Below are 18,427 nucleotides of genomic sequence, written 5' to 3'. Positions count from 1 at the left end.
TACGATGATTAACGCAACGACAGATAGCGCTATAACGTAGGGTGAGTTAGTAAATAGACTCTCTTGCATATTTTCCCAGTCTCTTGAACGGTTTTACTTTGTCCTCTTGATGCCGAATGTCTTTGTCTGTTCGAAGGATGTCTTCGTCGAGAAGTTGTTGATGACCTTCTGGTCACCCTTGACTTCGGGGTTGTTCAGGTTCGGCGAGAACGTGGCATCGATTTCGGCCTTGTAGATGAATGCACCTGTACCCACAGCTCTGTCTTCGTTGGTGCGGATGCCGGCAGTACCCTTGTTAGCCCATTCGATGGCGAATTCCACCAAGTTGTTGGGCGAGAGGTACTGCTTCGGATCAACTTTGAAGGATCTGTGGAAGCGGTTGACAAAGCTGCCGAGGTTCGAGTATATCGGAATGTTGAACTTCACGAGCAGATTGTCCCAAGCGCATTCGTCGCCGAGAGAGGCTCCACGCGGAACGGTGAGCTTCACGTCAAAGATGGCGCCGCCGATATCGGCAGAGTCGATACCCATGAGCGTAACCTTGTCGTTCTGAATGAGGTCGAACTTGTTCGTTGATGGATTCTTGACGTAGAAACGCATAGTTTCGGCGACATCCACCTTGGTTTGGTTGGTGGAATTGGCGTCGGTGACGATTTCGCGGAGCTTCACGTCGAACTTGATTCTCGGAGCGCCGTTGCCGTTGACCAAAATCCAGGGAACATCAAATTCCGGATAGTTGCCATTGGCGTCCTTGAATACGCTTGTCATACCGGAACCCATTCTGACGTAGTCGCCTTCCATGACGTTGCCGGTTTTGTCGCCCAGGTAGAAGAGCGTAATGCCCGCGTTGTCCTGCATAAAGTTCCAGCTCGAGAAGGCGTTGCTCTTGACATTGGACTGAATATCGGCGCGCTTGTGTCTATAGTATTCCTGAGAGGAATCAGCAATGACTAGCGGTTCGCTTGCGGTAATGCTTACGATATCTGAAGTGGCAGTCTGGTTGATCTTTGCAGATACATAGACCGGGCCGACCTTATCTTCGGCTAGGACTTCGTTTGTTTCGGTTGCAGCGCCTGTTCCGAGGTACTGCGTGACAAGTCCTGCATGGCTAAGCATCTTTCCGCCCGGAGTTGAACCTTCGTAGTTACCGGCGGTATTGCCGAACTGGAAGGGCTTTTCGAGGTCGATGGAGAGGTTTTCGCCAACAAATACAAACTTACTCTTTTCGACGGTGAGCGTTTCGGGCTTTGCCGTACCGAAGATGATTTCCAACTTATCAGGTGTATGCTTTTCGTCGAGAGCCTTTTGGAACGTGATATCGACATGGCTTGCATACCCGTTCTGGAACTTGTCCGTGATGACGGCGTAAGTCATCGGAATCGGCAAAATCTTCAAGAGGATTTGGACCTTTTCCGGTGTGCAGATACCTGCGACTCCGTTGCCATTCAAGTCGGTAATCGTTCCTGCCGGGTTCAGCTGTCCCCACATGCCTGCAGTGACTTGCGAACCGTTGCCTGCATCAAACGGAATTTCAAAGTCCCAAATGTTCTTGGCTTCGTTATAGAGCTTGGCAGAAAGCACGGTTGGCGTTGCTGCCAAAGTTACACCGTCTGCACCATAAAGGATAAGCGGGAAACTTGTACCCGGAGCAGAAATCGGTTCGCTAAATTGCAGATAAAGGTGGTCCGTCGTCGACGTATCCTGGCGTTCGAGAACCGTTGCCGAAAGGAGAGCCGGCGGCATGCCATCGGAGTAGGTGTCATCGACGGTCTTTGCGCTACCCTGGATGTTGCTCGTGAGCGAAATCTTTCCGGTTGCATTTGTTACGATTTCTTGCGGCACGGAGATTTCGACGATGAGCGACTTGCCGTTCAGAGACAAGACCTTTTCGGCGGGGATTGTTTCATTGCCATAGGTAAACGTAATGGCCTTAAAGCTCTGGTTTGCCTGATATTCCGACGAAAGTGTAATGTCCATGGCGTCAGGAATATGGTCGCAGTTCAAATCGACAATCTTTGCAACATCGATAATCGGCCAAGGCGGCAATTCCTCGATGTTGAGTTCTGCAACAGCCGGCGTGTAGGCGTAATCTTTTGTATTCGGGTGTGTTGCCGAAATGATTGTTTTTACGGCAACTTTAGAGCTCACGTAAATCGTTGCAACGCCATCGTAAAGCGTAATTGTCGTTACAGGAATTGTTGCTGCCGGGTCCGTGTAGAAGAGAACGTTCGGGTCGTCTGTGACGAGTTCTACGTTCAGGTTCTTTTCGTCCTTGATAAGCTCGAGGGCGCTATCGAGGAGGGAAATCTGGACTTCGACATATTTATCCTTGTAGCCGGTAATGCTTGCCTTGTCGAACACGAGGTAGCGTTTTTCGAGCGGTTTCGTGATACTGTCGATTTCAACATTGCTACGGACCACGGCGCAGGCGCAGTCATACTTATTTTCGGCCTTCTGGTTGGCATTTCTGTTGTGCCAGCTGACCCATTCCATATAGTTGTTGCCGTAGGCGAGTGTCGTGTCTCCGCCGAAGGTGATGGCGTCTGTGCGATTTGATTGGGTGTAAATGAATGGGTACGGATTGCCGTTCATTTCAACTGCATCAAGCATGCCGTTCGGCGAAACCTTGCTTGTCGCGAGGTAAGTCGTCTGCGGATTTTCTTTTTCGATTGAGTGAATGGGGCTTACGAACGGGCTTTCAAAAGCGATGTCAATGGTACGTTTGACTTGCGGTCCTTTCTCTGGTGTGTAGTCTGGAGCGTAACCATAAACATATTTGCCGTGGTAGTAGGCGGTTACATAATATGTTCTGGTGAACGCCTTTTCTGTTTTTCCATTGACGGTTTCGACATACATGTTGGAATTGGACTCTTCCTTGTAAAGAGGTCCGCGGGTTAAATCGATGCCTTTGAAATAGGCTGGATCGTCGTCGCTTGTGTGCGGTCTCAATGACCAGCTATTATCGAGTTCCCCGTATGTTGGGTTTACGATAAATTCAAAGAAGTAGCTCCCGGATACAGCGAGCTTACCCTCAATATGGACTTGCGTGTAGTAGCCATTTTCTGCAGATCCATTCATTGATGTCACATTATATGGGACCGGTTCTTCGAAAACGATGGTGGGCCAGCCAACTGCTTGACCTGTACCGTCCCAAATGGACTTGTTGTTGCTGGCTCCTCTGACTGGGACGGGGAAATAGAATCTCATATCGAGATCTTCATAATCGACCGTATCCTTGTTTGTAATGAAGACGAGGAATGTATTGCATTTTTTCCAGTCCGAGGTGTTGGCACAGCCGTCTTTTTTGAGCGGCTTAATGTAAATTTCCATTTCGACTGTCGTTGCGTACTGCTCTGTCGTGAATGAGTATTCCTCAGAGGTTGTCTTACCCGAGGATACGGTGAAATAGTAAGTTGTACCTGGTTCAAGCCCTGTAAGGATTGCTTCGTGGAATAAGGCTGAACCGCCATTGGCGATATTATGTTCTGTGTAGGTGCCTTTTGTTTTTCCGTAATGAATCGTTCCATCGAGGCGGTCGGAACTCCACCAGTAAATCTTTGCACTGCGGTTATCGACCTGGCAAATGGTGACTCCACTGATTGTGGTGGCGGTCGAGGTCATGGTAAACTTGTACCAATATCCATGGTTGTCGTCAGTAGAGATATTGCCTTTCTGGTCAACACCTTCGAGGAAGAAGTAGTAGGTCTGGCCAGGAACAAGTCCTGTTAGCGTTACGGAGCCTTCTATGACGGCTTCTGTCATTTGAATGGTCTTTGCCGTAGTAGAGTTTGGTGTTGCGTCATAGGTAACGGTCACTAGGGCGAGTTCATCGGTCTTCCAACTGATAATTGCCGTAGAGTCTGAAGTCGGGATGCCGACAACGTCACTGAAAAGAGGTCCGTCGTTGTCGGGAGGAAGCTGTTCGGCGAGGCTTTGTGCCGGGAAAAGGAACTGTGCCGAGAAGTCGATACATGTTTCGGTCGATGTGTATTTGCTCCAGTCTTCGATCAAAGGCAAATTGGGCGCGCGGCCACCCATCAGAGCGCCAATGGGGCACTTGTATTCATAGGGCATACCGCCTGCGTTGTATCCGTCCGGATTTGCGGAACGGTTATGCGGGTGCTGTGGGTTCTTGTCGCCTGCGCCAAGCAGCAAGGAAATATCCCAGGGGTTTGCGCCCAAAACGTAATACATGTTGTCAAGAGCCACTTTTAAGTAGCGTTCATCCTTCGTGAGTTCGTACAAAAGGAAAACGGCCACTGCAGAACCCATGTTGTATCGCATCACGCCCCAGTCAAAGGATGTCCACACCAGGTTGTAGGGCGGTTCTACATGGAGCGAAGAACTGCCTTCGCGGGGTTCTTCATTGCCAGATCCCGGGTAAAAGACTGCGACGGAATCACCGTTGGAGTTCGTTTCGACCTGCTTGCGGAATGCCGCCATGACGCGCTTGGAAAGAGCATCTCTTTCTGTTTCGTTAATATTGAATTTTGCTTCGTATTCTGGGTCGTTCAAGATGAGCTTTTGCATGGCGAAAAGCACGTATGCAAAAAGGTTCTGGTAGTCTGTTGCCCAGGAGTTGTTGAAGCCTGGACCCGTGCCGAGATAGCCTGCTGGGAAAAACGCCAAGTCGTACTGTGCTGTGGAATTGATCATTCCATTTTCGTTCATGTCCGTATTCTTGTACAGGTCGTAGGGATAAATCGTGTCGCCGGTAGCGTACCAAAGCGAAACTGCTGCTGCCGCTGCGTCGTCTTCGCAGAGGCCCATGCCACTATAGTATCCCTTGCCGTTGAAGTATGGGGTCTGGCTTTCGTATGTTGTTGCCTTGCCGCGTCTTGCGCACTTGTCGTTGGCTTCGTACTGTTCCGTGTATGTCATGAAGGTCGTCCTGACGATTTTTTCGTAGATAGTCTTGGCGGCGTCAAGCAATTCCTTGGAGTAACTCGGATTGATGAACCTGTAGCCTACGGCGACGTTGGCTAGGGTTGCCGCATAAATGCCTGCGACGTTTGTGCCGATGCCCTTGAGCACAAGGCGGTCTGGACCGCCTTTGCTCTGCACCTGCATGTCCTGTTTTTCGGGTACGTCCCAGTAGTTGTGGTCCCAGTCGCTCATGCCGACGGTGTGGTACATGTCGCCTTTTTCGATCAAGCCGTCTGCGACGGAGGCGTTATAGAGCTTCAGAATGTAGTCGGCACCGACCTTTGCTTCGTAGAGAATGTCCGGAATGCCGTCCTTGATGGTGTCGCCATAGGAATTGCCGAATCGGTCCTCTGCTTTGTCCTGGTAAGTGAGGTAAACCATGGAAAGTACGTATGCGGCATAGCCGACCGTTTCTGCAACTTTAAAATGGTCCCCGCAATCGTGCCAGCCACCGGTCAAATCGTGACCTACAGCCGAACCGTCTTTCAGGTGGCATGCTCCATGGAAATGCGACTTGGTATCGCCGCAACGCTGGATGCCAAAGAACATCAACGACTTTTCGAGAATGGAATTATAGATATAAGGGCTGATGTGGAATGTCGCTGAAGTATCTTTCCCGACAACGATGAAGTATTCACCTACTGTAGATAAGGAGGTGAAATCTGCTCGGTAGAGTGTTTCCTTAGCATCGGTTGTATCTCCAAGGAATCCCATGTCCTGAATGGAGTTGAAGGCTTGCCTCACCATGATGCCCGGCTTTGTGACCGTGCCGATTAAGGAAAGGTTTCCGCCACCGGGGACTTCCTTGCCGCTATTGGCGTCAATGACCTTGAACGTCATCTCCTTCGGGTCTGCAACGTAGGCGTATTTGTAATGCTCCGGCTTGAATCCGCTTTGGTTCAGGCGAATAGGACGTCTGTTGAATACGTTTACCGTATCGTTGTACTCGCGGGTGCAGGTTTTACATGTCCTGTCAAGGTTGGGGAGGGTATGAATTTGAGCTGCCGCTGCAAATTCAAAACCGAACAGGGCAAATAAGAATATGATGCTAATGAGTTTTTTCATACTGCTTCTTTTTTTATTCAAAAAATAAAGAGCCGCCAGGACTAAAAGTCCTGGTGGCTAATTGCGTAAGTTACTTTCTTCTCTTGAAGCCAAATGTCTTCGTCTTGCTGTCTGTTGCCTTATCGGCTCTAGCACCGACTTCGGAGCATTTTGCCTTGTAATCGTTGGTTGTTTCGTCGAAGGTTGTTGCACAGAAGGTTTCCGCCGTGAAGTCGAACTTCGCGATGTAGGCTCCTGTTCCAATCTTGTTGCCCTTCTTGGAAACCGGGGCTTCGTTGTCCTTGGCTGCCCATTCCAAATTGAGCTTGAGCGTGCCGTTATCGACAAGGTTTCTTGCTGCTGCGAACTTTTCCTTCGGAATGTCGAGCTTGTATGTATTGATGTACTGCCCAAGGTTGTCGTAGAGGTCTGCGACAACTTTCAGGTGGATGTCATACATCGGCTTTCCATCGCGAGTCGTGAAGCTTGCAGCAGGCATGACGATTTCGACTTCGAAATTCGGGCCCGAGCCATAGTATGCAGCCGTATCGACCTGGTCAATGACTGTTCCGTCACCGCTGATGAAGTTGTACTTGCCGCCGATAGCCGTTGTTGCGATGAATGCATCATTCTGGATTGTAGCCGGGCGACCTGCATAAGCGTAAAGCTTCGGAGTCGTGACCGGGTTAGTGAGGTTCACTGCAAAGCGGATATTGTCATCGCCTGTGATGCGCACATAGGGGTTTGCTGTTGTCGGTGCAAGGTTGTTCTTGTCGACAAAGACGCCACCGAGAATCTGCGGGACGAGGCGGACGCGGTCACCAGCGTGGAAGACGTTATCCTTCTCGTTGTAAGTGAACAGCTGGCTTCTGCCTGCTCCGTTCGGCTGTTCGGACGGAATGTATTCGTCGCGTTCGCGCTGGATGTACTTGCCAACGCCGATTTCGGTAACCGGTTCGGATATGGTAACGGAGAGCACTCCGTTTCTGATCATACGTGCCGAGGAGACAACCGGTGCGCAGTTGTCGTACAACGTGTAGTTCGTTTCAAAGAAGCCGTTTGCAGCACCCTTGAGCGGAGAAACCGTTCCGTTACCATCTTTATCGCCGCTTGTAGAACCATACGGGTAGGCGAGATTTGCCGGAATAGTGATTTCGATAATGCTATAGGTGTTGACAGAATCCTTTGTGGTAACCGAGTCAATCTGAATCGTGAACGGAGCCGAAACCGTATCTCGGATGGTCCAGTAGCTTTCCTTCGGCACAATGACGCCGCCGGTCGTGTCTGCTGTCGTGATGAACGAGCGCGTAATGCCCGGGTCACCCCAAATGGTCACGATGCTATCAAAGACATCCTTCGGCTTGAGCTTTCTTTCGAATATGATGTAGACTTTGTCCGGAATACCATCGCCTTCGATATCGATCATTTCAGCATGGTAGACTGGGACCGGGCGAGAAATAAGCGTTACAGGAACGCTCGGATTACAGCCGGCCGGGTTAATCTGGTTGAAGTTCTGGTCGGTAATCATAAATCCGCCAGTCGCCTTTGCGCTAGCCAAAGCGCCAATCGGTACAAGCAAATTGTTTACGTTACCGCTGATAATCAATTGCCAGCTCTTGCCGTTGTTCGTTGTCGTCGGGGCTGCAGCGAGAGTCGGTGCGCTAGTTGTACCTGCAATCACGAGCGGCCATTCGTTCATGTTCGAGAAGATGACCGGTTCCGAGAAAGCTATCATGACGGTATCGAGACCGCTATCGTCGTTGTCCGATTTTTCGAGGATGGACACGCTCACGAGAGTGGGGAGGATGCCATCGGTAATCTTTGCGCTTTCGGCATTGGCGACACCGCGGTCGGCGACGTAAGTCGTAATCTTTCCGGACGGATTTGCATTGGTCGGAATGAGGCTTGTGTCAAGAGCGATGAGGATTTCGTTCTTGTCTGTATAGTTTGCTGCGACAAGCGGAACGCTGACCGTATCGCTCATGCCTTCGATAAAGTACCTGATGCTATCCAGCGGGTAATCGGCGCTGAGCTTGTTCGTGAAAACGATTCTAAGCTGGTCGGCCTTGTTGTCGCAGTTGCTGTCTTCGGCGAGAACGGTCTGCGGAGACGGAACCTTGGATTCGGCGTAGAACGTCTGCTTGGAAACATCGTCTTCGTCATCCGGGTCGGTATAGACAACCTGGATAGTGTCGCCTGCAAAGAACGAAATCTCGGAAGTGGCGTTTCTTGTTTCCTTGGAGTGGCTGACTGCTGTAATCGGTCCACCGACAAAGTGGCCCGGATTGGCGGCGTCTGCCGTCAAGGTGACCTTGAGAACATCGTTCTTCTTGTTGTTGAGAACCTGGACTTCGAGCGTCTGCACGTTGCCCTTGATCTTATCCTTGTCCATCAAGTCGATAAAGAATACTGTGCCTTCGGTATTTGCTGGGCTTGTAATCGGATTGCCTGCAGCATCCTTGATGACAAGTGTCGAGGCTGTAGCATCGCCCTTGGAGAAGTTGATATAGTAGTTTCTGTTCTCAAATGCGCAACCGCCGCCTTCGGAGCATTTTTCACATGTGGGGTTCGGGCCTGCAAAGATGGTGATGTCGATTTTGTTGCTTCCAATTCCCATCTTGACCGGAATATCGAGGTCCCACATGTCGGTGGTCATATTGTACTTGGCGATAATTTCTGTGCCAGCTTCGTTCAAAAGCCATCTGTCGGTACCATCAGCAAATGCTTCGCCGCTGACCTGTACACCGTTAGCCCAAATCTTTGTAACGTAGCCACCTTCGGTGATGTGTGCGTAACCAGTCACATGGACGGTGCTGCTAGTCTGGTCAATGTCGATATGAGAACCATTGGAAACGTTGAATGGCGGGTCAAATGTCACGTCCATCTGGTAGTTCGCTTTCTTGGTTTCCATTTCGCTCTTGGAAGGGCTGAATCCCCAAATAAATTCGTTTTTACGATAAACGACAATGTAGGGGTTTACAGGAATATCGTTGTCAAGGTCGCCGTAGTCTTTGTCTTCTTGAGGCATGCCATCATAATCTGCGCCATCGACGAGGAATTCGTGCGGAGCCCAAGACCAGTCTCCTGTAGTCTTGTCCATGTGCTTCTTGGCCGGAGCACGAAGTGTCTCGCAAGTCTTGTAGCCGTCATTGCTAATACCCGAAGAATAGGTCAAGTCAACACGCAGACGAGACTGGGACTTGATAATCGAGGAACCCAGCGGCACTGGGAAGTAGTAAGCGTACTTACCTGTTGTCGGATTGTATGTGTCGTCCAAACGGACCGGTAATGCGGCACGCATCAAGTCACGGAGTTCGCGGTCGTTTTCGCAGGGCTTGTTGAAGCCAGCTTCGTCGTAAGCTTGGCAGATGTCGGAGTCTATCAACGTGGCGCACTTTTCTACTTCTTCGGGCTTTGCGCTGAAGTACATGCGCAACGTAAGGCTGTCGAATGCGCGAGCTTCGTTATTGTAAATGTTGAGATTTAGGAATTCCGTTCCTCCAAATTCGTATTGATAGGCGCGGACTGAGAAATCGTACCAGCCGACAGGCGTTGTGAACTTGAGGAGGTTGCCCTTGTCATCGACATTAGTCTGTACACCGTTACTTTCAACCATAAAATAGTAGGTCGTCTTTTCTTTAAGTCCGCCAATCTTTACGTAGTGGAACTGGGTCGGAATGCCGGACACGTCTGCATTTCCCGTTCCTGTATTGAAGGCAAATTCTTCGGCCTTGGAGTGCGGAATTGTATCCCAGTAGATCTTGGATTCGTATTCTCCGTTCGGGGTGTACCACATGATTTCGGCGCTGTCGGCACTGACGTTACAGACGGTAACGTTTGCGATGTTTGCGTTTTCGATGGTGCTGAGTGTCGTGAATGTGAACGGAGTCTGCGTGCTATCCACGAGGAACTTCGTCTTTGAGTTCTCTGGCTTGTAAGCGTTGGAACCGGTAACGTAGAAGTAGTAGGTCGTACCCGGGGTGAGACCTCGCAAAACCATTTCGTGCTGGATCCCGGCAACAGAGTCTACTGCGTTTAGAGTGTACTGGCCTTCAGTTGTGCCGTAAGAAATGATGGTTGTACCGCGCTGCGTGAGCTTGATCATGACAATTGCCGAGTCCATGCTCACATGGCGGATTTCTACGCTAATGTCCGGTGCGGCCGTACGGTCAAACTTGGCCGAAGCTATCATACCCGAACTGACGAGCGTTGCGGCAGCATCGATACAGGTTTCAGATTTGTGGTAGTCTTCCCAGCTCTTGTTGTCGGGGACCATGGAGTTCGTCGTTCCCGGAGTCACGCCACCATAAAGTGCTCCTACAGGCGGATTATACTTGTAAGCGGCACCCGGTTGGTTCTTGCCTTCGGGGTTTGCTGCGCGGTGGTGCGGGTGGGCGTCGTTCTTGTCGCCGATACCCAAAATGTAGGACACATCCCACGGGTTTACGCCCAAGAGGTAGTTCAGCTGGTTGATACCCAACTGGAACATTTCATCGGCCTTCCAGTTAGGGGTTCCCAAGTTCGGAAGAGAAAGATTCTGTTTCTCAATATCCTTTGCTACGTCAGCATAAGCCAAAACTTCAAAGATGTTACCCGCCTGGTAACGGTTGTAAATCCAGGTCTGGTCCGTCTGCATTGAATACCAGATGGGGTCGTACTTGACTTCATTGCCCTTCCAGCCAATATCTTGAACCATGTAATTGGAAGGATCCTTGCGGGGCAAGGTGATTGTCGCCGTACCGGCGCTCACATCGCTCAAGTTATGGATCATGCTCATGATACAGTCTTCAATGGCGTTGAGACGTTCTTCCTTGGTCATGCCAAATTCATTAATAGCCTTGTTTTCGTCAGCAAGAATCAACTTGTAAAGGGCATAGGTCGCATAAGCATAGGCGTTGGCCCAGCTCGTGTTCTTCACGTTCTTAAGGAAGCCCTTGTTGTCGGTCACGAACCAACCACCCTCAAAGCAGCCCACGCAATTATCCAAAAAGGACTGCGGAACCGTCGTGCCAAGTGTCCTAGAACGAATTGCATCGTCACCATACTTTGAATCGCCTGTGGCATACCACAGGGCAACAGACGCAAGCGCAAGGTCGTCAAAGTATTCGTTATTGCCGTTGTAGGCTGGAGAAGACCAACCGGCAGCTTCGGTATTATTCTTATAAACCTTGCCTTGAGCCATAGACTTTGCAAAGTCATACATTTCCTTTGCAACTTTCAAACAGCTATCGGCAAAAGCCCTATGTTCAGGGTATTCAGAATAAAGCTTACCCACAAGGGCAAGGCCTGCTGCCGTTTCGCCACCGATGTTTGCTCCAATTTCACCTAGGCGCACAGTACGCGACATGGGACCGCCACGGTCTGTAGCTGCGGCAGATCCGTCAACAGGCAGTTTGTCGCTGTTTTCGGGGCGGCCCCACCAACCGTGGTCAGAACCAAAGTTACCCACAGAAAGAGCCATGTCGTCAATCACGCCCTTGGCGCGAATATAAGCTCGCAACACATAATCTGCACCATGCTTTGCTTCGCGCAACATATCCGGCATACCGTCTGTATTGACCGTTTCGCCATGGTTGAATGCGTAATGGTCTTCGTCGGCATCGGCGTTTGTTGCGGCAAGGACTGCTGCAACCATGAATGCGTACATTTGGGTCTGGGATTCCTTCAAGTGGTCGCCACAGTCATAGTAGCCACCTTGCAACGTTCCTGCAAGAGCTGCGTTATACTGATCTCGAACATCTTCTGCTCCCGTCACTACGGCACCGGCGCCATCCTTCATATGGCTTGCTGCATGGAACCAGGAATCACCATCACCGCTGCGGTTGATGCCGTAGAACTTGAGGGCGGCATCCTTCACCATGGAGTAAACCTTGTTGGAGATAATGAATGTGCTCGAAAAATCGTTACCGACCTTGATACGGAGACGCGTTTCGGTCGGGATTCCCTGCGGAATGTGACCAATCATGAGCTTGCCGGCTTGGCCGGTGATGTCGACTTGGTAGCGTTTCTGGTCGTTCGTGGCGGCGTTAGTGCCTGCAATAATTGTCCAGTCCGACGAAATGCTTTGACCAGAAGGGGTTAGTGAGCCCATTACAGCAGGGCTAAAGGATTTGCCGTTGACGTCAACGACTTCAAAGGAGGAGGCGTTACCAATGTAATAGAATTGGCGTTCCAGATCCGATTCCAGATAACCTGCCTGGTTAACGCGGATAGGAGACATGCGGACGTTGATGGCGTCGAGGTAGGCTTGATTCAATGTGTCTGGAATCAGGGCGTTCGGGGCGTATGCTGCCGGAGTCCTGTTTCTTGGCACCATGTTGTGCTTTTTCGTGACTGTGGTGTCGAATCTATCGAATACGGTGCTATCCCAAGTCAATGGGAAAGTCGGTCGAATCAGATCATAAGGAGTCGGTTGTTCCTGCTGTGCTGCCATTACAGAGGTGGCAGCGCACAAAGCTAACAGATACTTCTTAATACTCACATTGTCTCCTTTACATATGTAAAAATCGGGCAAAACGAGTCTTGCCCTCTAATTATATTCTCTCAAAAGATAAAATAGATTATTTATGTAAAAATGTTTTACGGGAAAAGCTTTTTTTGTTCTCAAATTATACTCTAATTTTGTGATTTTTCTTAGAGGTGGGAATAAGTGTAGCATATAGGACGAATGCTCAGTTTTTATACAAAAGTTTACAAAAAAAGACCGTCCTTGCGGGCGGTCTCTAAACTCTTGAAAAGCGTTCTTAAAGTCGCTTATTAGTCCCCAGTGAAGATGATCACGAGAACAGAAGCGATGAATGCTGCGGAAACAGCGATGAATTCCCACGGATTGTCCATGACGGCGGACTTAGCGGTTCCGCTGGTTTCCTGAGCGACTTTCTGTTGTTCTTCAGCCTTTGCCTGGGCTTCTGCTTCGGCGGCCTTCTTTTCTTCTTCGGCCTTGGCGAGAGCGGCGGAGTCTACCGGAGCTTCGGTCTTGGCTTCGAGAACTTCAGTGGCTTCAGCGGCCTGAGCCTTAGCGGTGTCGACGACTGCCTGTGCCTGAGCCTTGGCGGAGTCTGCGGTTGCTGCTGCCTGAGCCTGCGTTGCTGCAGCGGCGTCAGTAGCCTGAGCCTTTGCGGAATCAGCTACTGCTGTAGCCTGTGCCTGGGCGGCTTCGGTCGTTGCTGCGGCTTGAGCCTGGGCAGTGGCAGCGGCGTCAGTTGCCTGAGCCTTTGCGGAATCAGCTACTGCTGTAGCCTGTGCCTGAGCGGCCGTTGTTGCTTCTGCGGCCTGAGTCTGAGCAGCGGCGGTGGCTTCAGCGGCCTTTGCCTCTACTGCAGCTGGTGCTTCGGCTGCTTTTTCTACCTTGGCGGCAACGGCCTTCTTTGCTGTGGCTGCCTTGCTAACCTTTTTTGCGGCCGGAGCTGCAAAAACCATAGCTGCCGAAATCATCGTGGCGAGCAGAATTTTTTTCATCGTTCAATCCTCTTGGAAAATGAATTTTTTTGTTTCGTTATCAAAAATAATACATCTTCTGTGATTTTGGTCATGGAAAAAGTAAAAAAGTTCAAAAAAAATGTGAAAAAAGGAGATGAACGGTCGTTTTTGGGGGATAAAGTGGAGATAAAATGGGTGGTTTATTCTCTGGAAAGAATTATTTTTACTGCCGGAAGTAACGAATTAACCCTTAACCCCTATTATCTACTATGGCATTCAAATACGAAGCTACCGTCCAGCACGGTGAAGATACTACCGAATACGTAAATCTCGGTAAAGATGGCGTTTCTGTCGCCGAATTCGAAGGCAAGAAGATTCTCAAGGTTTCCAAGGAAGCTTTGACGAAGATTGCTCAGGCTGCTTTCGAAGAAGTTGAATTCTGCCTCCGCCCGGCCCACACGGCCAAGGTCGCCAAGATTCTCCAGGACCCGGAAGCTTCGGATAACGACAAGTTTGTCGCCCTCACCATGCTCAAGAATGCATGCGTTGCCGCTAAGGGCATTCTCCCGTTCTGCCAGGATACCGGTACGGCTATTTGCGTTGCCCACAAGGGCCAGCAGGTCTGGACGGGCTTTGATGACGCCGAAGCGATTTCTGAAGGTGTCTACAACGCTTACACCACCAAGAACCTTCGCTACAGCCAGATTGCTCCCTTGACGATGTACGAAGAAAAGAACACCGGTTGCAACCTCCCGGCTCAGATCGACATCCACGCCGAAGAAGGTGCCGAAATGAAGTTCTTGTTCGTCGCCAAGGGCGGTGGTTCTGCCAACAAGACTTATTACTGGCCGATGACCAAGGCGCTCCTCAACCCGAAGTCCTTGGAAAAGTTCCTCGCCGAAAAGGTGAAGACGCTCGGTACAGCCGCTTGCCCTCCGTACCACCTTGCTATCGTGATTGGCGGTACCTCTGCCGAAATGAATACGCACATGGTGAAGCTCGCTAGCTGCGGCTACCTCGACGATATTCCGACGAGCGGTTCTGAAGGCGGTCGTATTTTCCGCGACCTCGAAATGGAAGAAAAGGTTCTGCACATTTGCCAGAAGACGGGCATTGGCGCCCAGTTCGGTGGTAAGTACCTCGTACACGATGTTCGCGTGATCCGCGCTCCGCGTCATGCTGCAAGCTGCCCGGTTTCTATCGGCGTAAGTTGCTCTGCTGACCGTAACATCAAGGCAAAGATTGACGAAAACGGCCTTTGGCTCGAAAAGATGGAACACCATCCGGAAAACTACATCCCGGCTGGCAACGCAGTGAACCTCGCTCCGGCTATCGAAATTGACCTTGACCGTCCGATGAAGGAAGTGCTCGCCGACCTCACCAAGTATCCGGTGAAGACGCGCCTCTCCCTCAAGGGCACGATGATTGTGGCCCGCGACATGGCACACGCCAAGATTGCCGAAATCTTCGACAAGCAGGAACGCGGCGAAGAACTCACGGACGAAGAAAAGACCGTGCTCAAGGTTGTTTCTGACCACCCGATTTACTACGCCGGTCCGGCCAAGACCCCGGCAGGTATGCCGACGGGTAGCTTCGGCCCGACGACGGCCAACCGTATGGACCCGTACGTGATGCGCTTCCAGAGCAAGGGTGCTTCGATGATCATGGTCGCTAAGGGCAACCGCTCTCAGGACGTGACCGACGCCTGCAAGAAGTACGGTGGATTCTTCCTCGGCTCTATCGGCGGTCCGGCAGCCATCCTCGCTGAACAGAACATTCTGTCCAACGACATCGTGGCCTTCCCGGAACTCGGCATGGAAGCCATCCGCAAGATCACTATCAAGGACTTCCCGGCATTCATCCTCGTGGATGACAAGGGCAACAACTTCTTTGAAGGCTTGATTTAGTTAGAAGTAGGAAGTAGACTGTAGGCAGTGATTTTTGCTGATGCTGTCATTCCCGCCTTGAGCGGGAATCTCCCTTTCAATAGAAACGCCCCGCAAGTTTATGCTTGCGGGGTGTTCTTGTATGTGAAAAATTTAGGAGTTTCTAGTCTTTGAATTCTATGCTTTCAATGGCGTCAAAAAGTTCTGTCCTAACATTTGTGTCAAACGTTAAACTACGCATGAAAACAACAACGATATTTCCTTTGGGTGTTAATCTTGATGCGATGCAGGTTTCCTCTGGCGTTCCGTCATCATGTGTTATTTTGTAGCATCTGTGTGTATACTTTTTTTTCGGAATTATAGCCAGCATCGATAAGGTTTTCATTTGTACAATCTTTGAAAAATTCATCGTAAGCGGTGAAAATTCTGGTCGTCTTTAATGAATCGCTTATGTCGTTTTGGAAAACTTCAGGATTGTTTTGTACAGCTTTGCTGTATGAAGCGAGTATGAAACCCATTTCTAAATCTTCGTTAAATAACGTAACGGAGGCGATTCCTTTAGTGGTGTCATGAACAGCGTTTTTGTAATAAAAAGGGAAGTTGACGTTGTATGGGGTGTCTATTTCGAGTTTCTCAGGCATTTCTGTCGCAATATATGCTTTTGCTGTTGATACACGGACGTAGATGAGCATCTGTCCAAGAACGATGGGGCGCATTCTTGTCCCCGTCAGAATGGCGCAACCAGAAAGTACTAGTACCGCGAAAATAAGCGAAATGGATAAAAACTTTTTCATAGAATCTCCTTTTTAGTTATGCTGAAATAATAATAAATTCTATACGGATTTATGATTGCAGGGTGTTCTTGTATATAGGAATTTGTTTATATTTAAAGCGATGTTTAAGGCTTTGCGTATCTCTGTATTTCTTTTGGCGTGCTACAGTTCTGTAGCGATGGCCCAGCTTTTATCTGATACTGCGAAAATTCAAAATGAAGAAAAAATTTGGGTCCCTGAATCTGTATTAAACATGTCTCCAAATTTACCTAAATGTATGGACTTAGGAAATGGATGTCTCGGTGAAAATTTTAATTATGATAAAGTAAAAGATGGAATCGAATGGGATAAGTGCCGCAATGGGGACGAAGATTGCTATTTGACAAAAAATGTGAAGAAAGCGGAACCCTTTGTTAAAGCTCTAGTACAGCCGTTTATCTATAATCACGAAAAGCGTGAACGCCAGTCCGGCGAATCGTCAAAATAATCGTAATGTAATTGCTATTGAAAAAAGCAGACTTCTTTCGAAGCCTGCTTGAATGAGTTTGGTTGTGAGGAGTGTGTTATTTTGTATTTGAAATTCGAATTGTTTTGTTATTGGTCTTGATGACGTAAATGCCACCTGGTAGATTTACACGAGCTTTATCCCAAAAGTTTTGCATAGAGCTTTCGCTTGCTTGGAATGAGGTCACGCGGTTTCCAAGGACATCATAGACGGAGTAGGCTTGCGATGAATTTGTGCGCTGGCTGAATTGTGGTAAAGCTGTTTTTTCTTTTGCCGCTGTAAATTCAATCCAGTCAAGATTGAAGTATGGCTTGTCTATTCGAATTTTGAGTACATGGTCGCCTGCTGTAATTGCAGGCACGGTTGTAGTGACTGTTTCAAAGTTTTTCCAATCGCCGGTGTTTGGCACCATGATTTTGGCGATATCCTTATCATCGACGAGAATGGAGAAGAAAGTGCTATCGCTTGGCGACGATACGCGTGCGGTAATGTCGAGCGAATCGTTTTTGGAGACTTTTATCGTATAACGCAGCCAATCGTTGGCATAACCCCAGCCGTAAATAATGGCGTCGCCTGCGCTGTCGAGGCCTGCATTGTCTTCGCGGTACAGGTTGTTTTCGTTTTCGATATCGCTGTCTAGGAAGCCGCGACCGTTTCCGCCTTTATCATAGTTCTCGACTTCAATTTTTCCAGGGATAGTAAGCGTGTCCTTGAATGGTTCAATTTCGACTTTTTTAGAAATGTCAATTTTACTTCCGTAACCGGCGGCGACAATATTTGCTTGTACCAAATCATCCACAGAATCGGGCGGGTTTCCGATGGTCATCACGCCTTCAAAGAACGTTCCTGCGCCGCCATCGCTGCCGTCACCGCCGTTGCCGAGGACAATGGCGCCTTGCAATTTGCGCGGGCTGTAGCCTCTTTTGCGCGGGCCGTCCCACATGGTGTTGAGGGTTCCTTTTTGAGCACTGCCGCCTTTGAGCTTGAACGTCCCGTCGTTCGGGCCTTTGAGCATGGCGGTTACATAGTCTGCTTCAATAGAAAGTGCGTCCGGCCACGGTGTCGTATGGGTCTTGCCCCATTGCCAACCAGCATCGTTTCCCTTGAATACGCCGTCTTCCAAGTCGGCGGCAACCCACGGACCGTTTCCTTGTCCTGGACCGCCCCAGTCCTTGTCGCTTCCGAAGTAGATGCATTCCATAGTTCCCGGGCCGTCATCGTTACCGGTCGTTTCTGCGTTTCCGTAGTTGAAACAGCACAAGTCGTTGTAATGCCTGCCATCAACCACCATGTACATGGATTCTTCTTCGTCTCCGGTGGCTACACCTTTGGTGTTGTTATTGCGGTAACCGGTAGCGGACCAGGCGTCGCGATAGAATCCGTAAGCCTTGCGCCCGCTGATGTAAATCGGGGCTCTGTTGGCGTCCGCTTCCTTGGCGCCTTCTTTTAGCCAATAGACTGGTGGCGATTTCTTCAAATCGTTCTTGTAGCTGCTCTGATCGTAAATGATTGAAATTGTGCATTTGGAGCCTGCACAGAAATCGTCTTGCACGGAAGATTTGACATAACCTCCCATGGTCTCGACTGGAATGTCCTTGGTTTGTCCATCGGCTCTGCGGACTTGGTAGAGGTTCCCGCTGTAGCTGGAGTAGAGCGCGCGTGTCAAGCTGTGGGCGGCAACGCATGGTGTTTTTGCCTTTGCGTAAATGTCGCATGGGCCTTCGTTAGCATTAGAAACTACGGCTGTAGCCGCCAACAAGGCTACAACCTTGAATGATGTGTTGGTATTCATCCAAATATCCCCCTTTGGTGATTTCTATTAAGAAAATATCTCTTTGAAGGGGGATAAATATTGGCTTTTAGAAATCTTCCAT

At 49.7% G+C, this 18,427-nt stretch carries 7 protein-coding genes; 2 read left to right on the top strand and 5 right to left on the bottom strand.

Translation table 11 applies throughout. The features are described 5' to 3' along the window. Positions 1 to 93: 93 nt before the first annotated feature. The 3 genes from B7982_RS08355 to B7982_RS08345 all read right to left on the bottom strand — a co-directional run bounded on the left by B7982_RS08355 (position 94) and on the right by B7982_RS08345 (position 13,428). Entirely contained in the window at positions 94 to 5,991 is a 5,898-nt protein-coding gene (locus B7982_RS08355) for a glycoside hydrolase family 9 protein (protein ID WP_088660348.1), read from the bottom strand. Between the two features lie 70 nt (positions 5,992 to 6,061). Further along, positions 6,062 to 12,451: a glycoside hydrolase family 9 protein gene (locus B7982_RS08350; RefSeq protein WP_088660347.1), complete on the bottom strand. Its 6,390-nt coding sequence runs from the start codon at positions 12,449 to 12,451 to the stop codon at positions 6,062 to 6,064. 275 nt (positions 12,452 to 12,726) lie between these two features. Continuing rightward, complete coding sequence (locus B7982_RS08345) at positions 12,727 to 13,428, bottom strand: hypothetical protein (protein ID WP_088660346.1); 702 nt, start codon at positions 13,426 to 13,428, stop codon at positions 12,727 to 12,729. A 230-nt stretch (positions 13,429 to 13,658) separates the two neighbouring features. On the opposite strand from B7982_RS08345, the gene B7982_RS08340 reads away from it, so the two are divergent. Beyond that, positions 13,659 to 15,296 (top strand): fumarate hydratase, encoded by a 1,638-nt coding sequence (locus B7982_RS08340; RefSeq protein ID WP_072826902.1) that lies wholly within the window; start codon positions 13,659 to 13,661, stop codon positions 15,294 to 15,296. 290 nt (positions 15,297 to 15,586) lie between these two features. Here the strand turns inward: B7982_RS08340 and B7982_RS08335 are convergent, their stop codons facing one another. Then, entirely contained in the window at positions 15,587 to 16,069 is a 483-nt protein-coding gene (locus B7982_RS08335; RefSeq protein ID WP_088660345.1) for a lipoprotein, read from the bottom strand. Between the two features lie 100 nt (positions 16,070 to 16,169). Between B7982_RS08335 and B7982_RS08330 the strand changes: the two genes are divergently transcribed. Further along, entirely contained in the window at positions 16,170 to 16,535 is a 366-nt protein-coding gene (locus B7982_RS08330; protein ID WP_144065939.1) for a hypothetical protein, read from the top strand. A gap of 76 nt (positions 16,536 to 16,611) precedes the next feature. Here B7982_RS08330 and B7982_RS08325 read toward each other — a convergent pair whose 3' ends face one another. Beyond that, a complete protein-coding gene (locus tag B7982_RS08325; protein WP_088660343.1) occupies positions 16,612 to 18,345 on the bottom strand; it encodes an arabinofuranosidase catalytic domain-containing protein in 1,734 nt (577 codons plus the stop codon). Positions 18,346 to 18,427: the final 82 nt, after the last annotated feature.

Origin of the sequence: Fibrobacter sp. UWB2 (assembly GCF_002210425.1) — a bacterium.
Classification (GTDB): domain Bacteria; phylum Fibrobacterota; class Fibrobacteria; order Fibrobacterales; family Fibrobacteraceae; genus Fibrobacter; species Fibrobacter elongatus.
This window is presented reverse-complemented; position numbering and strand designations above follow the sequence as displayed.